Source organism: Denitrobacterium detoxificans, from assembly GCF_001643775.1.
GTDB classification, from domain to species: Bacteria; Actinomycetota; Coriobacteriia; order Coriobacteriales; family Eggerthellaceae; genus Denitrobacterium; species Denitrobacterium detoxificans.
In genome coordinates, this window is record NZ_CP011402.1 from 1,772,665 (window position 1) to 1,793,254 (window position 20,590).

Here is a 20,590-nt window from a genome sequence, read left to right on the forward strand (position 1 = left end):
TAATCACGCGCGGCGTATCGTCGCCTTCGGCAGCCGTAGCAATATCGCTCGTTTCGTCAATGAGCGTGCCTGCGCTGGTGTACCAGCCATCGAAGCGATAGCCGTCGCGCCTGGGGGCCACCGAGGGAATGAAATTCGTGCTATCCCAGTACAGACCGCCACGCGGTGCCACATAAGCGCCGCCATCGGAGTTGAACTGCACTGCATACACGTACTGCAGGTAAATGGCGTACAGCGTAGTATGCTCAGCGGGCATGGTGTACGTGCCACCCGGTGCATACAGGGCAAAGCCCGTGGGCGACGTACCCCAACCCGTGAAGCGATACCCAGGACGCGACACGGCATCATAGCCGGGCAGCGTAATCTGGGAGTCGCCCACCTGGTTAGTCAGCACATAGTCATTCGTACCCGAAGCGCCCGAGGGAGCCGACGTCGTCCAGCTAGCCGACTGATCCACGGTATTCAGATTGAAGGTAAGGTTCTTCACCGACGTCCATTCAGCAACGTAGATGGTCGTGCCGTCCTCCACGAACGGAAGCACGGTGCCCCAGGCGTAGAACGTACCCGAATTGGTGCCGCTGGCGCAGCGCCAACCCGCGAATACGAAGCCGTCCTTGCCCGTGGGCCTGTACGACGACGAACCGTCATCCTCCTTCACCATTTCGGTAACGCCGTTGTATTCGGGCGTGGGCTGACCAACGGTCAGGGCCTCGAACTGCGTACCCCACTTCTTGCCCGTGTTGAAGGCGCCATGTTCACCCGCCATATAAACCACGGCCGGCTCGTAAGACCACAGTGCGTAGAACTCGGTAGGACCAAGGATGTTCACGCCCTTGTAGGTAATGCCATTGATAGTGGTATCCACCGGCGAAAGTACCGTACCAGTGATGGTGGTGCCCCATTCAGTGGTAGTCACGTAGCGCCAGCCCACGAACGTGAAGCCGTCACGCGCCTTCCAAGAGACGACGCTGATGTCGGGCTGCGAACCCGTGTACACCGTCATTGCCGGGTTGGGGCCAACCACGCTACCCCGCGTGTAATCATCGGAGAACCAGGTGACCTCGTTCGCCTTGGGCGTCCACAGGGCATACATGCGGATAACCGTACCAGCAATGCTCGTCAGGTCGCGCACGACCTCCATATCCTCGAAGACGTAGCCACCAGGATAGCCATTTACCTTGATAGAGGTATTGGCATTATCAACCGAAAGCGCCCAGCCGGCGAAGTCGTAGCCCTCGCGCTCGAACTGGTTCGGGTTGAGCGACTGATCATAGCTGAAGGTCATGGGCTGACGATCCATGGAGCCGCGGAAGACGGGCGTGCCGGCCTCGTACTCGATGACGTACGTGCTGGCCGTCCAATGGGCATACAGCGTGAACACGCGGATGGTGCCCGTAAGCGGCACCGTGGGAACCACGTACGTGGCGCCCGGATAGTACTTGGTGCCCTGACCGTATTCGTCATCGGTCCAGTAGTCGAGTACCCAACCAGGGCGCGTGAACACATTGGCTGCGGCCACGTAGGCCGAATCGCCCATGCTATGGTATTCAACGTAGTTACCAGCAATGCCCGTACTCGTAAGCACGGCGTCGGAAGCATTACCCTCGTAGGTAACGTACACCTCGCCTGCCCTCCACACGGCATACAGCGTTACCACTGCGCCATCGTCGAGCGAGAGGTTCTTCAGCACATCACCGTTGTAGTACATGGTGCCCAGACCATCGGAACGCGTGTTCCAGCCAATGAACTCGTAGGCAACACGCGTGGGCTCGATAACGTCGAGCGTGAGGGACTTGCCCACCTTCATGGCGATTGGGTCGATGCTACCGCCGCCACCATTCATGTTGAACTTGATGGTGTAGCTATGCGGCGATACCACTACGTACCACGTGCTGTTCGACTCGTCCCAGATGTCGTAGACGCCCAAGTACGGGTTGTACGTACGCTTGCGCGGCGTAATGGTTTCCTCGAACTTCTTCTGTACCGTGCCACCCGTCTCGTACACCGGGTCGGTATCCTCGGAAACCGTGGTAATACGCCCAGCGGCATCGGTGTACTGGTAAACGATCTGATAGTCAGCATCGTACCAATACAGGAAGTCATACCCCGGATTCGCCGTGAACGACGTACCCGTGGGAACGCCATGTACGGAACGCACCGTCTCGGAGTCGAGCGTCAGCATGCCGCCTTCAGGCGCATCCTGCAAGTCGGGCGTGATGATGTAGTAATTGATCTGCGTGTAGGATTCCACCCACTTGGCGTAAAGCGTTACCACCGTACCGTCGGTATCGATGGGCTCGCCCGTCATCAGGTCGATGGGAGCAATGGCCTCGAACAGCATGGAATTGGAAATCTTGGCCGACGTGGAACCGCCATCCAGATTGGTGTACCAACCCGCAAAGGTATAACCCGTCTTCTCGGGATCGGGTACGCCGTCCAACAGCTCATTGCTATTCCAATTCAAGCCATCCTTGCGACCCGTGAAGGTGTACGAGCCGTTAGCCGGCCACGCGCCACCCATGTTGTCGAACACCACAGAATACGTGCGCGGCACCCAGTGAGCGTAGAGCGTAGCATTGTAGCCGAACATCTTAATGGTCGAGCCAGGCGCATACAGCACCTCGACCGTGGGATCTTCCATCCAGCCATCCAGATCGTAGCCGTACTTGCGCACGTCGGAAGCCGTAGGCAACGTCACGTCGTCGTCACTCGCATACGCACGGGTAATGAGAGCCGTGCTGTTCGTGGCCCAGCCGCCCATCTCGTCGAAGGAAAGCGTCTGCATGCGTGCACGGTACACGGCGTAGAACGTCAGGTTCTCGTTGATGGTGCCAATGTTCGACCAGATCTCGCCCATATTGCGCAGCTGGTAGGTCGTGCCATCGGAAAGCGTAATCTGCCAGTACTGGAACTCCCAACCCGGCTTCGCACGCGGATTGCCATAGTTCTTAATGTTGGTTTCCGTCGTATCGTAGCCATCGACATTCGTCTTGTCGTTGTCATAGAAGTAGTACAGCGTCGTCGCCGAGCCACCCGGCACGCTCAGCCAATACGTCTTGCCCTCGGCAACCACGAACTGGCCATGATCGCCCGGATCGTAAATGACCGTGTAGGAATCATGCGCCCAATGCACGTAGAACTTCGTGTCGCCCAGGATGGTAAGCGTGGTCGGGTCGGCCAGATAGCCGGTATACACCGTGCCATCGGCCAGCGTCATCTCGTACGTATAATACGCAAACGACATGGTCACCACATTGCCATTGGCGTCGGTCATAACCGTAGGCGTAGCCGTGACGGGCTGCGTCATCTTGGTGTTGTACGTCCAATAGCTTTCGATAATTGCCGCATACACGGGGTCGTTGTTGTAGTCGCGTACGGGCAGACCCTCGTACATGACCTGCACCTTATCGGGCGAAGCCACCGCACCCGGCTGCGAAAGCGAGCCAGCCAGCTTACCCCAGTCGGCATGGTTCAGCGAGCCATTGCGTACGGGGTACAGATAGTGCATCTCGTCACTAATGAGCTGCACCTTGTACGTAGCAATGGTCCACTGCGCATACAGATGAATTTCATCGCCCGGGGTGCTCGTCAGGTTGAAGGTAATCGTGCCGGCATCGGCGAACGACAGGGTACCCGTTCCATCGGGCTTGTCATTCCAACCAGCAAAGTCGTAGCCAACGCGCTTGAACGTATTCGGCGTAAGCGTCTGCGTGAAGTCATCGTAGGCAATGGGCTGGTTTTCCATGACGCCCGCGTAGATGCCTTCCGGAGCGGAATTGTCATGGTAGACGATGTAGTACACCGCCGGGCTCCAACGTGCCTCCAGGTAGACGGTGTCACCCTCGTCGGTAGCCAGATTCCACACGTATTGCGCGTTCACCAGCAGGCCATCGCGATCCACACGCACACCGCCCACCATACGGTAAGCCTTCCAGCCCAGGAAGATGTAACCACTCTTCTTGGTACCCTCGGAAACAGCAGGCGTCGAGCTGTCGTCGTCGATGGTGGTCAGGCGCTCCTGAATGCCGTACTTGAACGTCTGGTTGGTCATGTTGAAGTAGTCTTCAGTCATGGCGCCACCGGTGCTTTCGCCCTCGTACATGTAATGCACCGTGTAGGTATTCGGGGCGAAGCGGGCCACGTACACGCGGCCGTATTCCCACATCTTGTCGCTGTCCTTTGAAAGCAGAAGCGTGGGGTTGGTGGTCATGATATCGCCGGTCTGCTCGTCGATCCAGCTCACGAAGTGATAGCCGTCATGCGCCACAGCCGTGACCGGATCGAACGTACCCGTCACAACACCCGTGGTGAAGTCATGTTCAGACGCCTCATGCGTGCCCGCGCCATCGGTCCAGGTAATGTGGCCATTGCTGTTTTCAGATTTGAAGGTGTAGGTTACAACGCTTTGCTCCCACTGAGCGTACAGCGTAACCACGCCGCCATCCACCGTAGTCAGGTTGCGGAACCAGTCGCCTTCGCCGATGCGCACCTCGCTGGCTGCACCCGTGGGATTCAGCGCCGTATTCCATTCCTTGAACACGAAACCAGGCTTGCTCATACTACCCGCGGCAACCGGAGCCAGCGTCCATACGTCATACACACACAGCAGGTCGTCCATGACGCCCGTGCCGGTACCAGGATGGAACTGCACGCGGTAGACGTTCGGCGCAAACACGGCCGTGAACGTCACCGAACGATACAGCCCATCGGGACCAAGGGATATGGCCGCGATGTCCGCCGCGGAAAGCGTAGGCGTATAGAAGCGCGTGGTATTTAGCGAGTTAATCCAGTACACCAGGTGATAGCCCGTGGAAACGGCACCCGAGACGGAGGACACCGAACCGCTCACGCACGGCACGAGCGTGCGAATGAGCTGCTGGTTGATCTGGTTGGGGTCGGTAGAGCCATCCACCGAGATGAGGCCCTTGCCCGCAGCAACGAAGTTGATGGACGCGTCGCGTTCGATCCAGTTGATCCACAGCACGATGGTATCGGCAACATTATCGCTGCCATTGAAGCGCGCGAGATCGCCCAGGCGCGTCGTGGTGGTAACCACGTGGTCCATGCCCGAAATATCGGTGAACATCACCTTGTAGTCATTGCGATAGCCATGCTTGGTCGGCCACACGCCGTCCCAGCCAAACAGGTTGGTGTCGTTCCAGGCAACGTTGGTGCGGCTGGCCTTCGCAGGCGTTCCGCCCTTCACATCGTACGTAACCGTATAACCCGTCTTCTGTTTCCAGGTGGCGACCAGCTTGTAATAACGACCGGTCGTGCCCGTAAGGCCATACGCGGAAAGGTCTATGATCTGGCGACCCGCCTGGTTCGCCATGCGGAACAAGCCACTGTCGGGCGAAATGACGCCCACCAGATTGCCATCCGCATCTTCCAGCTGCCAACCCACAAAGGTGTAGCCCAGACGCGTCCAGGGAATGGCAGGCACGGTCACATCGGCGCCCGACATGTACGGAGCGTACGAGATGTAATAGCTGGCAACTTCGCTGCCGCTCATAACGGCCGTCGTGCCTGCAGGCGACGCGACAATGGGATCCACCGGGTCGTCAGTGGAATCGCCGGGGAAGAACTCCACGACGCTATCCATAGCCTCGATCCAAATGGCGTACAGCGTTTCCAAACCAGGCTCGCTCTTTAGCACCTTCGGATACGTCTGACCCACACGATATTCGCCCGTAGGCTGTTTATTCGGATCCTGCGCATCGGGAATGTACGTGGGGTCGGTTACCCACCAACGCAGCACGTAACCGTTGCGATAGAAGTAGTTCGACGCACCCGTACGCGAAGCGTAGTCGGAGGAAGGCGACGTAAGGGAACCATACGTGCCATCGCCGGGCAGAATGAGCGATTCGCCCGCCGGCAGGTACACGTCGTCCATGGTGCCCGTAACGCCCGGGGTGCCGGCCAGCGTTTCGAAGTGCACGACCCACACGCCCACACGCTCCCACTGGCCCGACATGTTGGCACCCACGGAAACGGCCGCGGAGCCATCGTACGTACGCATGAGGCTATCCACGCCACGCACGTACGCCTGGTCGCTCTTGCGGCGCCACATGTACAGGCCTGCTTCGGCCAGAGCGGCACTGGCAACCGTACCCATAGACGTCTTGTAGCTCACGAACACCTGGAAGCCATTGCCGATGCTCGCGTCTTCGTTGCTGTACAGACGCAGCGTGACCCGCGTGGCGCCTGCAAACTCCAGCGACAGAATGGAGTTATCATCCAGGCCGGAAAGCGGCTGGTTGCGGTAAGTGGTCACGGGACTGCTAATGCCATCGTCATAGATATAGCGATCGCTATAGAAGGTATACGTCTCGCCGTTGTTGCCCGCTACCACCAGGTAATCGCCTGTACCAAGCGTGCTTCCGCCCGTAAACGTGCCGCTCGTCATCTGTTCGATCTGCTTGTTGAAGTCGAGGACGATAGCCGAAGACCCCGCGGGAGCATTGATTTCCCAGTAGCTCTTGTCGGCAACCGTACCATCCAGGGCACGCGCATAGCCGCCATTCTTCCTACCCCAGAACTGAGTGTGGATGGAATTGGGGGCTACCGCGTTGTTCTGCGGATTAAAGCGCACATCGGGACCAAGGTCCATAAGCTCCAGGCTATCGGTGTAGCGCAACATGTTATTCGTGGAAGGCGTGCTGGTAAGCATATCCCACGTACTCATATTCAAGCGCGTCAGGCTACGACAGCCATCGAACATGCTGTCCATGTTAGTTATCCTGCTGGTATCCCAGCCCGCGCAGCCCACGACGCTCGAAGACGACACGTAATCGGGATCCAAGTACTTGTCCACCGCCTCGTCGTCGTAATCGGGGTCATAGCCCGTGCCCAGCAGCGTAACCATGCTCTTGTCGTTGCGGAACATGTTCGCCGCGCTGGTCGCCTTGCTCGTATCGATGTTCGCCACGTCGGCAATGACCATGGAACCCATGTCGTCGAACCAGCCATCCAAGTTCAGCGGCTGAATCTTGTTGCCCGCCGAATCGGTCTGCACCTTGATGGCGGTCACATGACCGGCGATGTTATTGCTGATAGTACGCCACGGGACCGTCCACGTAAGCTTGTCGGCGTCGGAGTCGCCCGTATTATGCTCGGTTACCTCGAACGTGGAGGCACCATCGTTCAACCAGATGGTAAGCACGCCATCAGCATCCAGCTGCCACCACGCATAGCTATTGCTGGGGAACGAACCGCTGGTGATACCAGGCGTCCAGACCCACTGCCCCGCATCGATGGCGCTCTTGCCCACATAGCGCGCGAAGTCACCCGCGGAATACGCACGGCCGGTAGTCTGGTTCACCCACTGACCCGTATCGTGCAGATACGTGTCATGATTGGGAATCCACGCCCAATCGTACTCGGCGTTGTCGAACGTCACATTGCCAATGAAGCCACGCGGAATGCCATGGCCCCACGTGCTGTACAGACTAAGGTACACCTCGTCGGTCGCGTAGGTACGCGTCGCGCCCGAAATGCTATCACCCCAGATTACATCCAGTATCGTCTGGCGCGTCTTATCCCACACTACAATGGCGTCGCCGCCGTCCATGAGGCTCTGGATATCGAAACGCAGCGTCACCCTCTGCGCATTCTGCTTGCGGAAATGCCACCAGGAGATGCCGCGCATGCTCGTGGTCCACGTAGGAGCATAGTTTGTCTTCGCCATGAGCGTACCGGGATACAGGTTGTACTTGTTCCTATCGGAATTCATATCCGAGTCGTAGCCGCCCGCATGGCCATCCTTGTTGATCATCGAGCCAGACTCCCAATAGCGGCTGATGATGTTCATGTCGCTATTCGACCAGTCATCGACGGTGCCCTTGTCGAATACGGTATGCTCGCCAACCCACATGGTCTTCAGGCTCGTATCCCCAGCGAACATCTGGCCCATCTTCAGCACGGAACGAGTGTCCCAGCTGCTCATATCCAGATTATCCAACTTCTCGTCGTAGAAGAACATCTGCGTGGTGTCTTCCAGGCTGTTGGTATGCCAACCGTACTTGCCGTCGCCTTCCCAGTCGGTGCTCGTGGTACCCATAGTGGTATCGAGCGTGTAGGCGGTGCTGTTGGTGGCCGTACTGCTGGAAACCACCGTCGTCACGGTGTTCTGCCCGCCCGTGCCCGTAATGCTGGTAAGCGTAAGGTCATCCGCAAACATGCGACGGGTGCTCTGCGTGTCGGACAGGTCGAGGCCCGTAACATCCGCCCACAGCAAACCGCGCGTATGCCACACGGTGCCGTAGTTGCCACGATGACGATACTCCACGTTATCCTGGCGACAGCCGGAGAACCAATCCTCCAGGCGCAGCGCCTTCAGGCCGTTGTACGCCGTAATGGTGATGATCTTGCTGCGCACCGAATTGTTGGCGCTCGTAGCGGAATCGTTCGGGCGACCCTTGTCCCAGTAGCCAACGCGGAAGCGACCATCCCAGCCCGAACCATCGGACGCATAGTGGTTGGCCGTGCTCACGTTGTACGAGCCATTCCAGGGAACGTCGGTGCCGTATTCGGTAACCACCTTGTTCGTAGCCCACGGCGTGGCACCCACGGTGAAGTTGCCACCATGAAGCGTTGCGTAATGATGGTCGTTCCAAAACTCGTTCGGCGCATACTGGAAGGTGTACGTACGGTTATCGTCGAGAGCCCACCAGGCATCGTCATTGGAAACGAAGCGGAAGCCCACGCGATCCGTCCATACGTACTTGCCCACCATGGCGCTGTTCGCGGGGTTGTAGTAGTACGCCAGCTGTTCGCCAGTGTACGGAACGTGATTGTCTTCCACCCAGGTATTGGTGGTGGGATCGAGCACGTAATGCACCCAACTACCATAGCCAAAGCCGCGCAGCTTCGCCCAGTCAGGCGTCATATAGGCGCTCGTGCTATTGTCGAACACGGTCAGCTTGAAGCCAGAGCCGTAACGCGAATCATCCGTGCACAGGCGCACGTAAATGGTATCACCCGAAACGATAAGCGGAGCAGTAGAGGTGTAGGCACGCATCGACGTACCACTCAGGGCCGCCTGCAGCACCCAATTCTTGTCGTAAATGTAGACCGTGTCGTTTTCCAGACTGCTGTTCTGGTCGAACACGATAGCCAACTGCGTAGCGCCCGTGATGCCCGTATACCAGTAGCTCTTACCCGGCAGCCAGCCGTCCAGGTAGGCGCCATACGTGCCGTTCGCGGTGCTGCCATCGTTCCACTCGGCCGTCTGGATAACGCGCTGCGTAGCGTAGCCGCTATCGCCCACGAACTTGAAGCCATCGCCCAGAATGATGGTAGTCAGGTTCCAAGCGCGATGCAGCATGTCCGACATGGTCGTGCAACCGGTGGTGTTCCACCACGTGAAATCCAGATACGTCAGAGCAGACGAATTCTCGAACATACTCGCCATATTCGTCACCTGGCTGGACCCAGAACCCAGCACGGGCCAGCACACGAACGTATTCAGATAGCTCTGATTCTGGAACATGCCGCTCACGTCGGTGCAACCAAGCACGTTCATGGCCAGCGAGGAAAGCGTAATGGTGCGGTTCACGTAATCCAAATCGGTGGTAGGCGGCGTGGTCGCGGTGCCACCCTTGGTGTTGGTGCCATACGTACCATTCGCATACACGCCATAGAACTTAGCCAAGTGCGGGGCGTATTTGAACAGCTGAGAGAAGTTGGTGGCGTTGGTAACCGTCATGCCCGCGCCCACGAACTTCACCAAGCCATACGTGAGCTTGTCGGCGCTCGTGCCGAACATGCCCTCGATGGTGCTATACGGCACATTCATGGTGTTGCCCCAGAAGGTAAGCGAACCCTTCTGCGTGGTAGAGCCATTGCTGGTGTAGTTGCCGCAGTTGTTGAACATGCCCGCCAAGCTGGCACCCGAATCGATGATGATGCCCGTGGCATCGAAGTCCAGGTTCGAATAGCAGTTGGTGAACATCTCGGACATATCGGCATCGGAGCAAATGCGCATGCCCTCGGCGCGGTACACGAAGCTACCTGCGCAGCCGCCGAACATGTTCTGCACGGTATCCCAACCCGTAGCGCTCGTCTCACTTACCGTGAAGCCCTTAGCGTTGAAGGTTTCCAGGCCGTAGCAATCCTCGAACATGTAGCCCAAGTCGATGGTATGTGATGCCAGGAATCCATCCCAGTTGAAGATAAACTGACCGCCGCAATTGCGGAACCAATCCTTCAAGCTGGCACGCGCGTTAATGTAGAAGCCCTTGGCGTTGAACACCGTGAGGCCCGTGCAATGCTGGCTATTGGTAGCGGGATCCCAGAACATGTCGGCCAGGTGCGTGGAGTCGTGAATCTTCATACCGTCGCCGTTGAAAACGAAACCGCCCTTGGTCAGGTTGATACCGCAGAACATACCGATAACCGTAGCCGCAGGCGCCACGATCTCGAAGCCGGCACCATTGAATTCCTCAAGCCCATGGCAACGCGCGAACATGTAGTTCAGGTTCGTGGCCACCGGCAGGTACCAGTTCGTGAAGTCGGGCAGATGCAGCTTCGGGCAGTCGGCGAACATGTACGCCAACGTGGTGGCGCTGTCGAATTCCCAGCTGGAACCCGTTACGCTACCCGGATGGGCGGTACCAGCCGTCAGGCCGTCCACGTACACCAACTCGGGGCAGTTCTGGAACATGTAGGAAAGATCCTCGACGTTGTTGGTCTGCCATCCGTGCATATCCACGGTGGGAAGCACCAGGCAGTTCTGGAACATGGACGATACGTCGGTAAGACTGGAAACATCCCAGTTGTAGATGTTAGTGATGGTGGTAAGCGTATAGCAGTTCTGGAACATCTCATGCATGGACGTCACGTTACCCGTGTCCATGTTCACGCCGTCCATTGCCTTCAGCCCGCGTGCGTTCTGGAACATGCTGTCCATGCTCGTGACGTCAGCGATGTCGAAGTTGATGCCGTGGAACGCCTGCAGACCCTGCGTGTAATCCAGGCCATCCATGTCGTAGGAGTTCTGGAACATCTCAACAAGCGTGCAGCCATTGTCGAGCACCATGTCCTCGCCCTCGAAGACCCAGCCAGTGCCCGAATAGGCAATGTCGCCGCCGCCGTTATACAGACCCGAGCAATTCTGGAACATGTTCGAAGTGGTAACGCCCGTACCGTCCAGCAGCATGTCCTTGCCCACGAAGTAATCCAGGCCCGTGGCATCGTTGAACATGTTCTCAAGGCGTGTGGAGCCCTTGATAATCATATCCTTGCCCACGAATGTGCGCATGGAATCGGTGGCGTTGAACATGTACGCCACCGTGGCAACGGCAGAAGTGTCACCGTTCTGGCCATTGATGGTTACGCCCTGACCCAGGAAGCGCGGCAGCGCGCGGGCGCCGCTGAACATGTAATTCATGTTCTGGATCTTGTCGAAGTTGAGCACCGTGACCACCGTGGGGTCGGTGAATGCATCGATGTAGGAAAGCACCGTGGTATCACGGAACATGTTTTCCGCATTCAGCAGCTCGGTCACGTTCCAGTTGTAAATCTGGTCCACTGTGGTAAGCGCATGAGCACGATAGAACATGTTGTTCATGTACTTGATGGCGGTGTCATAATCCACCATGCCGCGGCCATTGAAGGAAACGATGCCCTGCGTGCAGTAGTACTTGCCGCTCGCAAATTCGATTTGGGCATCAGAGCCCATGAACATGCCGATCATGCTGTCGACGCCCTCGGTGATGTCCATGGTGTTTTCCGCGTCGAACGTCCATGCGCCCTTCACGTCACGGAACATGTAGTCGAGCGGCGTGTTCTTCACCGTGAAGCCCGCGCCATGGAACGTGAAGGCCGCCGAGTTGTTGCGGAACCAGTTGGCGGTAACCACCGTTTCGGCGGGAACGGTTTCCGTGGCCATGGGCGAAAGCGCCATGCTCGTGGTAACGGTCATCGTGCCGCCATCAATGAGCATGCCGTTGCCGTACACGTCCACCAAATTATTCGCATCGTTAAACATGTCGGCCAACGTAATGTAGCCCTTGATGGTAAGGCCGTCGCCATAGAATGTCTGAATGCCGCTATGGTTGAACATGTAACGCGTCATGGCGCGCGTGGTGGTGTCGTAGTAGTTACCCGTGATGGTAACTCCCCAGCCCTTCCACTCGGGAAGCGCCCAGGTATCCTGGAACATCGAGCGCATGTCCTTCACGGATTCAAGATCCCACGTCGTCGTGGGAGTAGTTGCGGTGAAGGCGTCGATGTACGTCAGGGTACGCGCGTCATTGAACATGCCATACAGGTACTGCACGGCTTTCATATCCCACAGGCTAATGCCCTCCACGCGCTGCAGGTCGCGCGCATGGTTGAACATAAAGGCCATGTTGGTGACCTTCGAAACGTCCATGCCCAGACCGTTGAAGTACACCAAGCCCTGCGTGGCGCCGATGCTGTCCAAGATCTGAGTGCCATAGTAGCCACCCATATGCCAGGAACGGGTAACGCCATCTTCGCGACCGGTGTAGTAGTACCCGCCAATGTTATGGCCCGTGCCACCACCTTCGATGCTGTAAATGCCGTTGAACATGCCATACAAGCTGGTTACGCCATTCAAGTTCATGGTGCCTTCGGCGTCGAAGCTATAGGCGCCCTTGCAACCCTGGAACATGAATTCCATCGTATTGTTGCGGATCTCCATGCCGCCACCGTGGAAGTAGAACGGAGCGGTGTTGTTGAAGAACATATCGTACGTGAGAACGCTGTTGCCCGGCGTGGTAGACCCCGTGTCGGGGTCGGTGTACAGGCCACCATCAATGAGCATGCCGTTGCCCCAGAAATTCTGCAGGTTAGCAGCATCGGTGAACATGTAAATGAGATCAATGTCGCCATCGATAATCATCTCGTCACCGTAGAAATCGGTCATGCCGCTGTTGTTGAACATGTACTTCACGCTGGCGCGGCGCCCGTTACGCGCGGTACCCGTAATGTGCATGCCCTTGCCGCGGAAGGTCGTCATAGCCGTAGTGCCCTGGAACATGTAGTCCATATTGTTAATGACGGGTAGGGTCCAGTTGCTGAAGTCCTGCGTCAGCAGGCTCGCGCAGCCATTGAACATCGACTCGGTGGTATACAGGCTATCCAGCTGCCACGTGCCAATGCCCGTCACCTCTTCCAGCAAGGTGCAGCCATTGAACATGGCATGCATATTCTCGATATTGCTCGTGCCACCCGTATACGTGTAGGGATTGCCAGCGGCATCGAAGCCACTGCCAATGCCCCAATCGGTCAGGTCGAAACGGACCAAGCTCGAGCAATTCTGGAACATGTACTCGACCGTCTCCAAGCTGGAAAGGTCCCACTGCTTCATGTCGTACACGTTCACAAGGGACGTACAGCCATTGAACATGCCCTCCATGCTGGTAACCAGCGAGGTGTTCAGGTTGGTGCCATAAAAATGCGTCAGGCGCGTGCAGCGATTGAACATGTAGCGCATGTTCACAACGCCGGGGCTGGTAATGCTTGCCGTGCTGTAGTACACCAGGCCATCGCAATCCTGGAACCAATAGCTAAAGTCGGTCGGACCATTCAGCTTGACGATCATACCCACGCCATCGAAACGGGCAAGCTTGTGGCAATTCGCGAACATGTTCGCCACCGTGGTGCCCTCGGGGCTGTCAATGGTAATGCCGTCTCCCTCGAAACGCTCAAGCTCGTAACAGTTCATGAACATCTCGTCCATCTTGTTGATGGCATTCAGGTTCCAGACGGTCGTCTGATACCCATAGAGCGCACGATCGGAAGGCATTACCGTAAACGCATCGATGGTCTTCAGCTTGTAGTCGTTCTTGAACATGCGGTACGTAGTGGTGACCTTCTCCACATTCCAGCGCGCCAGGCCATCGGCCTTCACCATCTTGGGATCGTTGTAGAACATGCCCTCGAAGGTGAGCACGTTCTCGGTATCGAACGCCTCGCCATGGAACTCGGTAAGCCCCGCGCAGTTATTGAACATGTAGCTCATGTCGTACACGCCCGTGGTCACGATGTCGTCGGCATTGAAAATCGTAAGACCAGGGCAGCCATTGAACATGTACGCCGCCGTAATCTGCGGCTCGTTGGTTGCCATGCCCGTGGTAGACGTGCCAACGGGCAAGCCCGTGCCCACCGAACCGGTCAGTCGCAGATCGCCCGCATTGAACGTGAAGGGACCATCGCATCCGCGGAACATGTTAGCCAGGTTCGCCTTGCCGGAAATGACCATGCCCTTGCCCTCGAAGCTCACCAGGCTGCTGCAGCCGCTGAACATGTCGGCGACGTTATCCAGGCTACCCGAGCCATCCACCACGCCCGTGGTAATGGTAAGGCCCTTGCCATAGAAGTTCGTGATGCTCGAGCAGCCGTAGAACATGCCCTCCATGGTGGTGATGTATTCGAGCGTCATGTTCGCGGAAAGCGTGGGATCGGTAAAGGCGTCGATGTAATTGAGCTGCGAGCAATTGCGGAACATGAAGCTCATGTCGCGGCAGCTATCGGCACTCCACATGGTGATGCCCTGCACCGAAAGCAGCTTCGGGCACAGGTCGAACATGCGACTCATGCTGAGTACCTGGTTCACGATGAGGCTGCCGCCATTGAACGTCCTGAATTCGGGGCAGTTATAGAACATGCCCTCCATGTTGGTGCAGCCCGCGCTGTTCACACCCGCGCTATTGAATGTTTGCAGCCCCAGCGCGCCGCTGAACATATAGGAAAGGTCGCTCGTGGTAAGGGTGAAGCCCGCACCCGAGGCGAAGAAGCCGATGTACTTCGTGGTGTTCTTGAACATGTACTGCATGCGAGAGCCCGTTACCGTAAAGCCATTGCAGCTGAAGTTGTACAGGGTCGTCTTCCCCGCCGCCGTGGCTGCGAACATGTAGTCCATGTTGCTGTCGTTGATGGTGATGCCATTGCCATCAAACTGCCATCCAAGACCACCGACCGTACAGCCATTGAACATGTACGTCATGCTCTTGGCGCCGTCCACCTGCATGCCATAGCCCTTGAACATGATCATCGACGTGCAGTCACTGAACATGTAGTCCATGGCCGCATCGTAGAAATGCACATCCTGCATGTCGAAGGTAGTAATGCCCGTGCAGTGGCTGAACATGTAGCGCGCATCGGCGTTGGCCTTCATGTCCCATGTGCTGAAGCTGGGGAACGAGGTGAGGCCCGTGCAGCCGTAGAACATGCGATACGTGCTAATCACGTAGTTCACGTCCCATGCCAAGTTGGTAAGGCTCGTAAGGCCCGTGCATGCCTCGAACATGCGCGTCATGCTGGTAACGCTGCTGGTATTCCACGTGCTGCCATCGAAGGAAGGCAGGTTCGGGCAGTTGAAGAACATGTAATCCATGGTGTCCTGCACGCCCGACGCATCCCATGCGTTGCTCGTAAACGACGTAAGGAAGTAATCGTTCGCAAACATGTAACGCGTATCGCTTACGCCATTCCAGTCGGTCTGCGCATCGGCATCCACCTTGAACGTGGTAATACCGCAGTAGCCGCTCCAATGTACGTGATCGTAGCTCGAGCGATTCCAGAACGTGTAGTACAGGCAGTGATACAGCGAGCTGCTCCACTTTCCGCTGTTATGCGAAATGCTCACGTTGTTGTCCTCGTACCACGTACCAGAACCGGTCGCCTGGCTGTACGAATAGAACATGTACGCAGCGGGACCCTCGAAGTGCATGCCCGTGCCGTCAAAGGTGAAGCTGCCCGTAGTGCCATCGTTCGTACCGCAGAACATCTCGGCCACGTTATTGCCAATCATGGTCAGACCCTTGCCATTGAAGAGCCAATTCACACTCGTGGTGCGCCAGAACATATGCGCCAGGGAGCGGTTCTTGATGGTCATGCCATTGCCAATGAATTCCTGGAAGTTAGTCAGCACGCCAAACATGCCATCCACGCCATAGTTGCCGCTGGGACGCGTGGTGGAACGCGAAGCACTGCCATCGATGACCATGCCATCGCCGTAGAACTTCTGCAGACCGCTGCTGCGGAAGAACCACGCCAGCGTGGCGTCGCCGTACAGCTTCAGACCATAGCCATGGAATTCGGTGAGTGCATACGTGAGGGCGAACATTTCGTCGAGCGTATGGCAGGAAGCCAAATCCCAGTTATCGAACGCCAGGCCCGTAGTGTAGGTAAGGCTCTGGCAGTTGTAGAACATACGCTCCAGGCTCTGCACCTTGCTCATGTCCCACGTCTTGATACCCGTTACGGTAGCAAGCGCCGTGCAATTCATGAACATCATCTTCGCGTCACGCACCTGATAGTAATGCGGGTAGCTCCAATACCAGCCACCATCGGGAACGTCGTACTCGCGTGCGTCGTTTATCGCGAAGGTGCCGTTCTTGCCCATGTAGAAGCCGTTACCGTTAAACGAGGCGAGAGCCGTGCAATCCTTGAACATGCAATACGTGGTGGACGCCCACAGCGTCATGCCCATGGAGTTGAAGCTACCCAGGCTCGTGCAGCCGCGGAACATGGACGCCATGGAAGCAGGAGCCGCTTCGGTGCCAATCTTCAAGCCCGGAGCCACGAAGTTGCTCAGGCTGGAATTAGACACGAACATCTGAGATACGTCAGTTACCTTGCTGGCGTTCCAGTTACTCATGTTCACGTTCATCAAGCGCGAGCAATCGCGGAACATACGCGTCATGTTCGTAACGGAAACGGCCTGCATGCCGCTGCCGTCGAAGTCGGTCATGTTATATGCGTTGCGGAACATCTCGTACATGCTCGTAACGCCTGCGGTATCGCTGGAGGTAAGGATAAACTTGCGCAGGCCCGTAGAGTTGCCGAACATGCGGATGAGGCTACCCGAAAGCGTAACGCCCGAACCCTGGAAGATCAGGCTGCCGCCGTCATTGTTGAACATGCCGTAGCGATTGTAGTTGATGTGCTCGTACGTCTCGCCCGTGGTGCAGTTCGCGATGGTCATACCCGTCGCATCGAACGTCCAGTTAGCGTTAATGCCCGTGAACATGTTACGCAGGTCCACGCCAGAAAGCACCATGCCATTCGCAGTAAACAGATTCATAGACGGGCAATTCTGGAATGCGTACTGCATACTACCGCCCGTCACCATCAGGCCATCGCCATCGAAGTTGGCGAGTGCCGTGCAACCCGTGAACATGTAATTCATGTTGCAGTTGTAGAAGCGCATACCCGTAACCGTGATATTTGCCAGACTCGTGCAGCCCGCGAACATGCGCTGCGCGTTGGTGAGCTTGCGCAAATCCCAACTGGTAAGCGCACCCATGCTCGTAAGGCTCGTGCAGCCCTCGAACATGGAATACGCGCTCGTCACATTGCTCACGTCCCAAGCGGAAATGCCCGAAACCGTGGTGAGGTTCGTGGCGTCCTTGAACATGTTGTCCATATTGGTAAGCGCCGCAGTAGAAATACCGGAACCCTCGAACGTGGTGATTCCCGTAGCGCCATTGAACATACCGTTCATATTGTTCGGATACCACTTGAAGGTAGATGTGTTCAGGGAAACAAGCGTGCTGTTCTCGAACATGCGCGACATGTTCACCGTGCAATCGGGAGCGCCCAGCGTGAAGTTCATACCCGTAAGGCTAAACGGCGTAGCAGGCGCGCTTTCCGCAAACATGTAACGCGCGTCGGAAACGCTGCTGCCATCGAAGTTGTCCATGCACACGTTGGAAAGCGAATCGCAGTCGTAGAACATGGCGTACGTGGTGGTTACGCCCGTGGCGTCGAACGCGCTGAAGTCGGCCGAAACCAGGCCGCTGCTGCGGAACATGCCCTGCAGCGAGGTCACCCCGCTCGTGTTCATGGCGCCATTCGCGATGAAGGTGGTAAGGCCGTTGGCATTGTAGAACATGCGATACAGCGAACCCGAGGCCGTGATGCCATTGAAGTTAGCCGTCACCGAGCCGCCACAGTTGGCAAACATGCTGTCGGTATTGTTGTTCTTGAACGTAAGGCCATCGCCTAGCCAGATGAAGGTGGCATTGGTGCCGTTGAACATGTTCGACAGGTTGGCATCGGTAATGGTCATGCCGTTGCCGTTCCACACCAGCAGACGTGGGCAATTGGTGAACATGTACGCCGCCGTGCCGCCCTGGAACACGCCGCCATCGCACGCATAGTTCTTCAACTCGGTGCAGTTAGCGTACATGTAGTTCTTATTGCAGTTGTACAGCTTCAAGTCGGGCATGGATACCGATTCGAGCGCATAGCAGTCGGCGAACATGTAACTCGCATTGGTGATCTTCGTGGTATCCCACTGCGAAAACGCCGTAGTTAGCGCGCTGGCGGTAAGCATCTCGCAATGTTCGAACATGTGCGAAACATTGGTGACGTTGCTCGTATTCCAACCCGGATACGTGCCGCCGTCAATGTAGCCCGAACCATTCATGAGCACCAGAGCCGAGCAGAAGTAGAACATGTAGCTCATATCCTGCACCAACGACGTGTCAATACCGCTCATGCCCACATTGGAAAGCGCCATATCCATGTCGAACATATGCGTCATGTTGTTGGCAACCCACGAGCACTTCGCCGAGGCGAAGGTGATCAGGTTGCTCTTGTAGAACATGTACGACAGATTGGCACCACCCGTAGACGTGCTACCCAGCTTCATACCGCCGGCAAACTCGTCCAATGAGCTATTCCAGTACGTGAGCGCAGTTGTTTCCGCAAACATGTAGCTGGCATCGGTGACGTTCGAGGCATCCCAGTTCTTGAAGTTATCAACCTTCAGCAACGTGGTGTAACGGAACATCTCCTTCATGGTAGTAACCTGGGAGACATCCCAATACTGGATGCCCTCGACGGTATCCAAGCGCGTGGAGTTCTTGAAGAAGCCCTCCAAGCTGGTAGCCGCCGACATGTCGAAACCCACGCCATCGAAGTACGAAAGTTCCTCGTAATTGGCAAACCAGAAGGCACACGCATTGCCCAAAGGCTTGATAGCGCCCGTAACGTATACCTTCGTAATGCCAACCCAATCCTCAGCGGCATTGGCATTGCGATACGCGTACCACGGCAGCGCCGAATACGTAGTGCTCACCGTGTCAACGCCATCAATGGAAAGCGTGCCAAACACGCCATCGGTTTGCAGCGTCCACGTAAGCGCGTTGTTGTCGCCAAACGTACCACTCTTGTAAATGGTGTCGGCCATCGGGCTCAGGCTCGTTGCCTTGGCGGAGTTAGCCGCACTGGCAGCGGCCTGCGCCGCCTCGAGTGCATCTAGAGCCGCGTCTTCGCTGGTAGCGTACGTGCTACCAGCGGCTTTGTCGCCTTGCAAAGACGTCGAAGCCGCAGCGCCCTCGCCTGCCGACTTCGCAGAATACACCGCGTAATAGGTTACGTTCGCGCTTACCGTAATAGTCTCGCCCGGCTTCACGGACGCCTTCGTGGCGCCCTTTTCCGTAGCCCAGCCTTCGAAGGTCTGGCCTTCGAGCGTGGCTACGGGAGCCGTGATCGTTGCGCCCGCAGCAACCTGCTGCGTGGCGCTTCCGGAGAGCGCGCCCGCGCCGGCGTCGAACGTCACCGTGAAGGTAGCGGCGTCGGCAGCGGATGCGCTTTCCCGGGCCTTGCTTTCAGACGCACCCGCAGCGGAGGTATCGCTTGCAGCCGCGCTGGAAGTCGAAGAGGAAGAGGCCGCGGCTTGGGCAGCAGCGGCAGAATCGTTGGAGGAAGAGGCGCTCGCGGCGGAGGTATCGCTCGTGGAGGCGGAAGGTGCAGAAGACGCAGAAACCTCAGCCACCGCTACCGTGGTGGTTGAGGGAGAAGTTTCGCCTTTGTCTTCTGCGTTGTCGGCGTAGGCTGAAACCGGCAACGCCAATGCAATCGCGGCAAGCGCTCCGGCTGCTACCGCCGCCCACCGCACACTACGTGGCGGAGCCGTTTGCGCATGAGCGCAAAACACCCCATACATTTTTTTCGTGCCCATAATCGATACCTCCGATATACGAGCTGACCCCATAACGGTCCCCAATATGACTCCGCGATCGCAGGCGCCCAAACCTGCAAGCGCAGTCGCGTACGCGACCTCGACATCGCCGCCCTAAAGCGATGTCGCGGATATTCCGTGGTGCATTTAAATTGGTAGTGGAATAGAACCATTTTATATAATATGGCACCTTCGCGCTACCCTTTAAACCGCCGCTGATACATTAGCGGTTTAAAAACCTACCCAATTCCACGGACATGCCAGGCTCCCAAAAGCGCCCGGCACAACGCATTGCGCAGGTTAGGTACGCCGACAGATCGGCGGACCTGGCCTAAGCAATGTATGCGGGAAACGGCCCCACAACGAAAAGCAGCAAAACGGCTACGCCACTTCCCCAGCCCCATGCGGACACCCCATCCGCACCTTCGCAACGCACGGCAAGCTGCACGCCGCAAAACTGGGCAGACAGGCGGGGAAAAGGGGGCTGCACGTCTCCCCGCCTGTCGAACGCCCTATGCTCCAAGGCCAGCCAAAACCGCAAAGCCAGCCTCCAGCATCGCTCAGTGTGCGGGGCCGATGCGCAAGGCACGCATGAGCGCCCTTGCGGTTCCCGCCCCGCCGGGCAAATGAGCCCGGCGGGTGGTTTCG

At 57.2% G+C, this 20,590-nt stretch carries 1 protein-coding gene (cut by a window edge); it reads right to left on the reverse strand.

Going from position 1 to position 20,590, the window contains the following annotated elements; translation table 11 throughout:
• A protein-coding gene (locus tag AAY81_RS10465) for a BspA family leucine-rich repeat surface protein (RefSeq protein ID WP_066663396.1) crosses the window boundary here: on the reverse strand, positions 1 to 19,756 show its 5' portion. Its footprint begins 12,875 nt before the window's first position; only the first 19,756 of its 32,631 coding nucleotides appear in the window; the start codon lies at positions 19,754 to 19,756; its stop codon lies beyond the left edge, outside the window.
• Between the last annotated feature and the right edge of the window lie 834 nt (positions 19,757 to 20,590).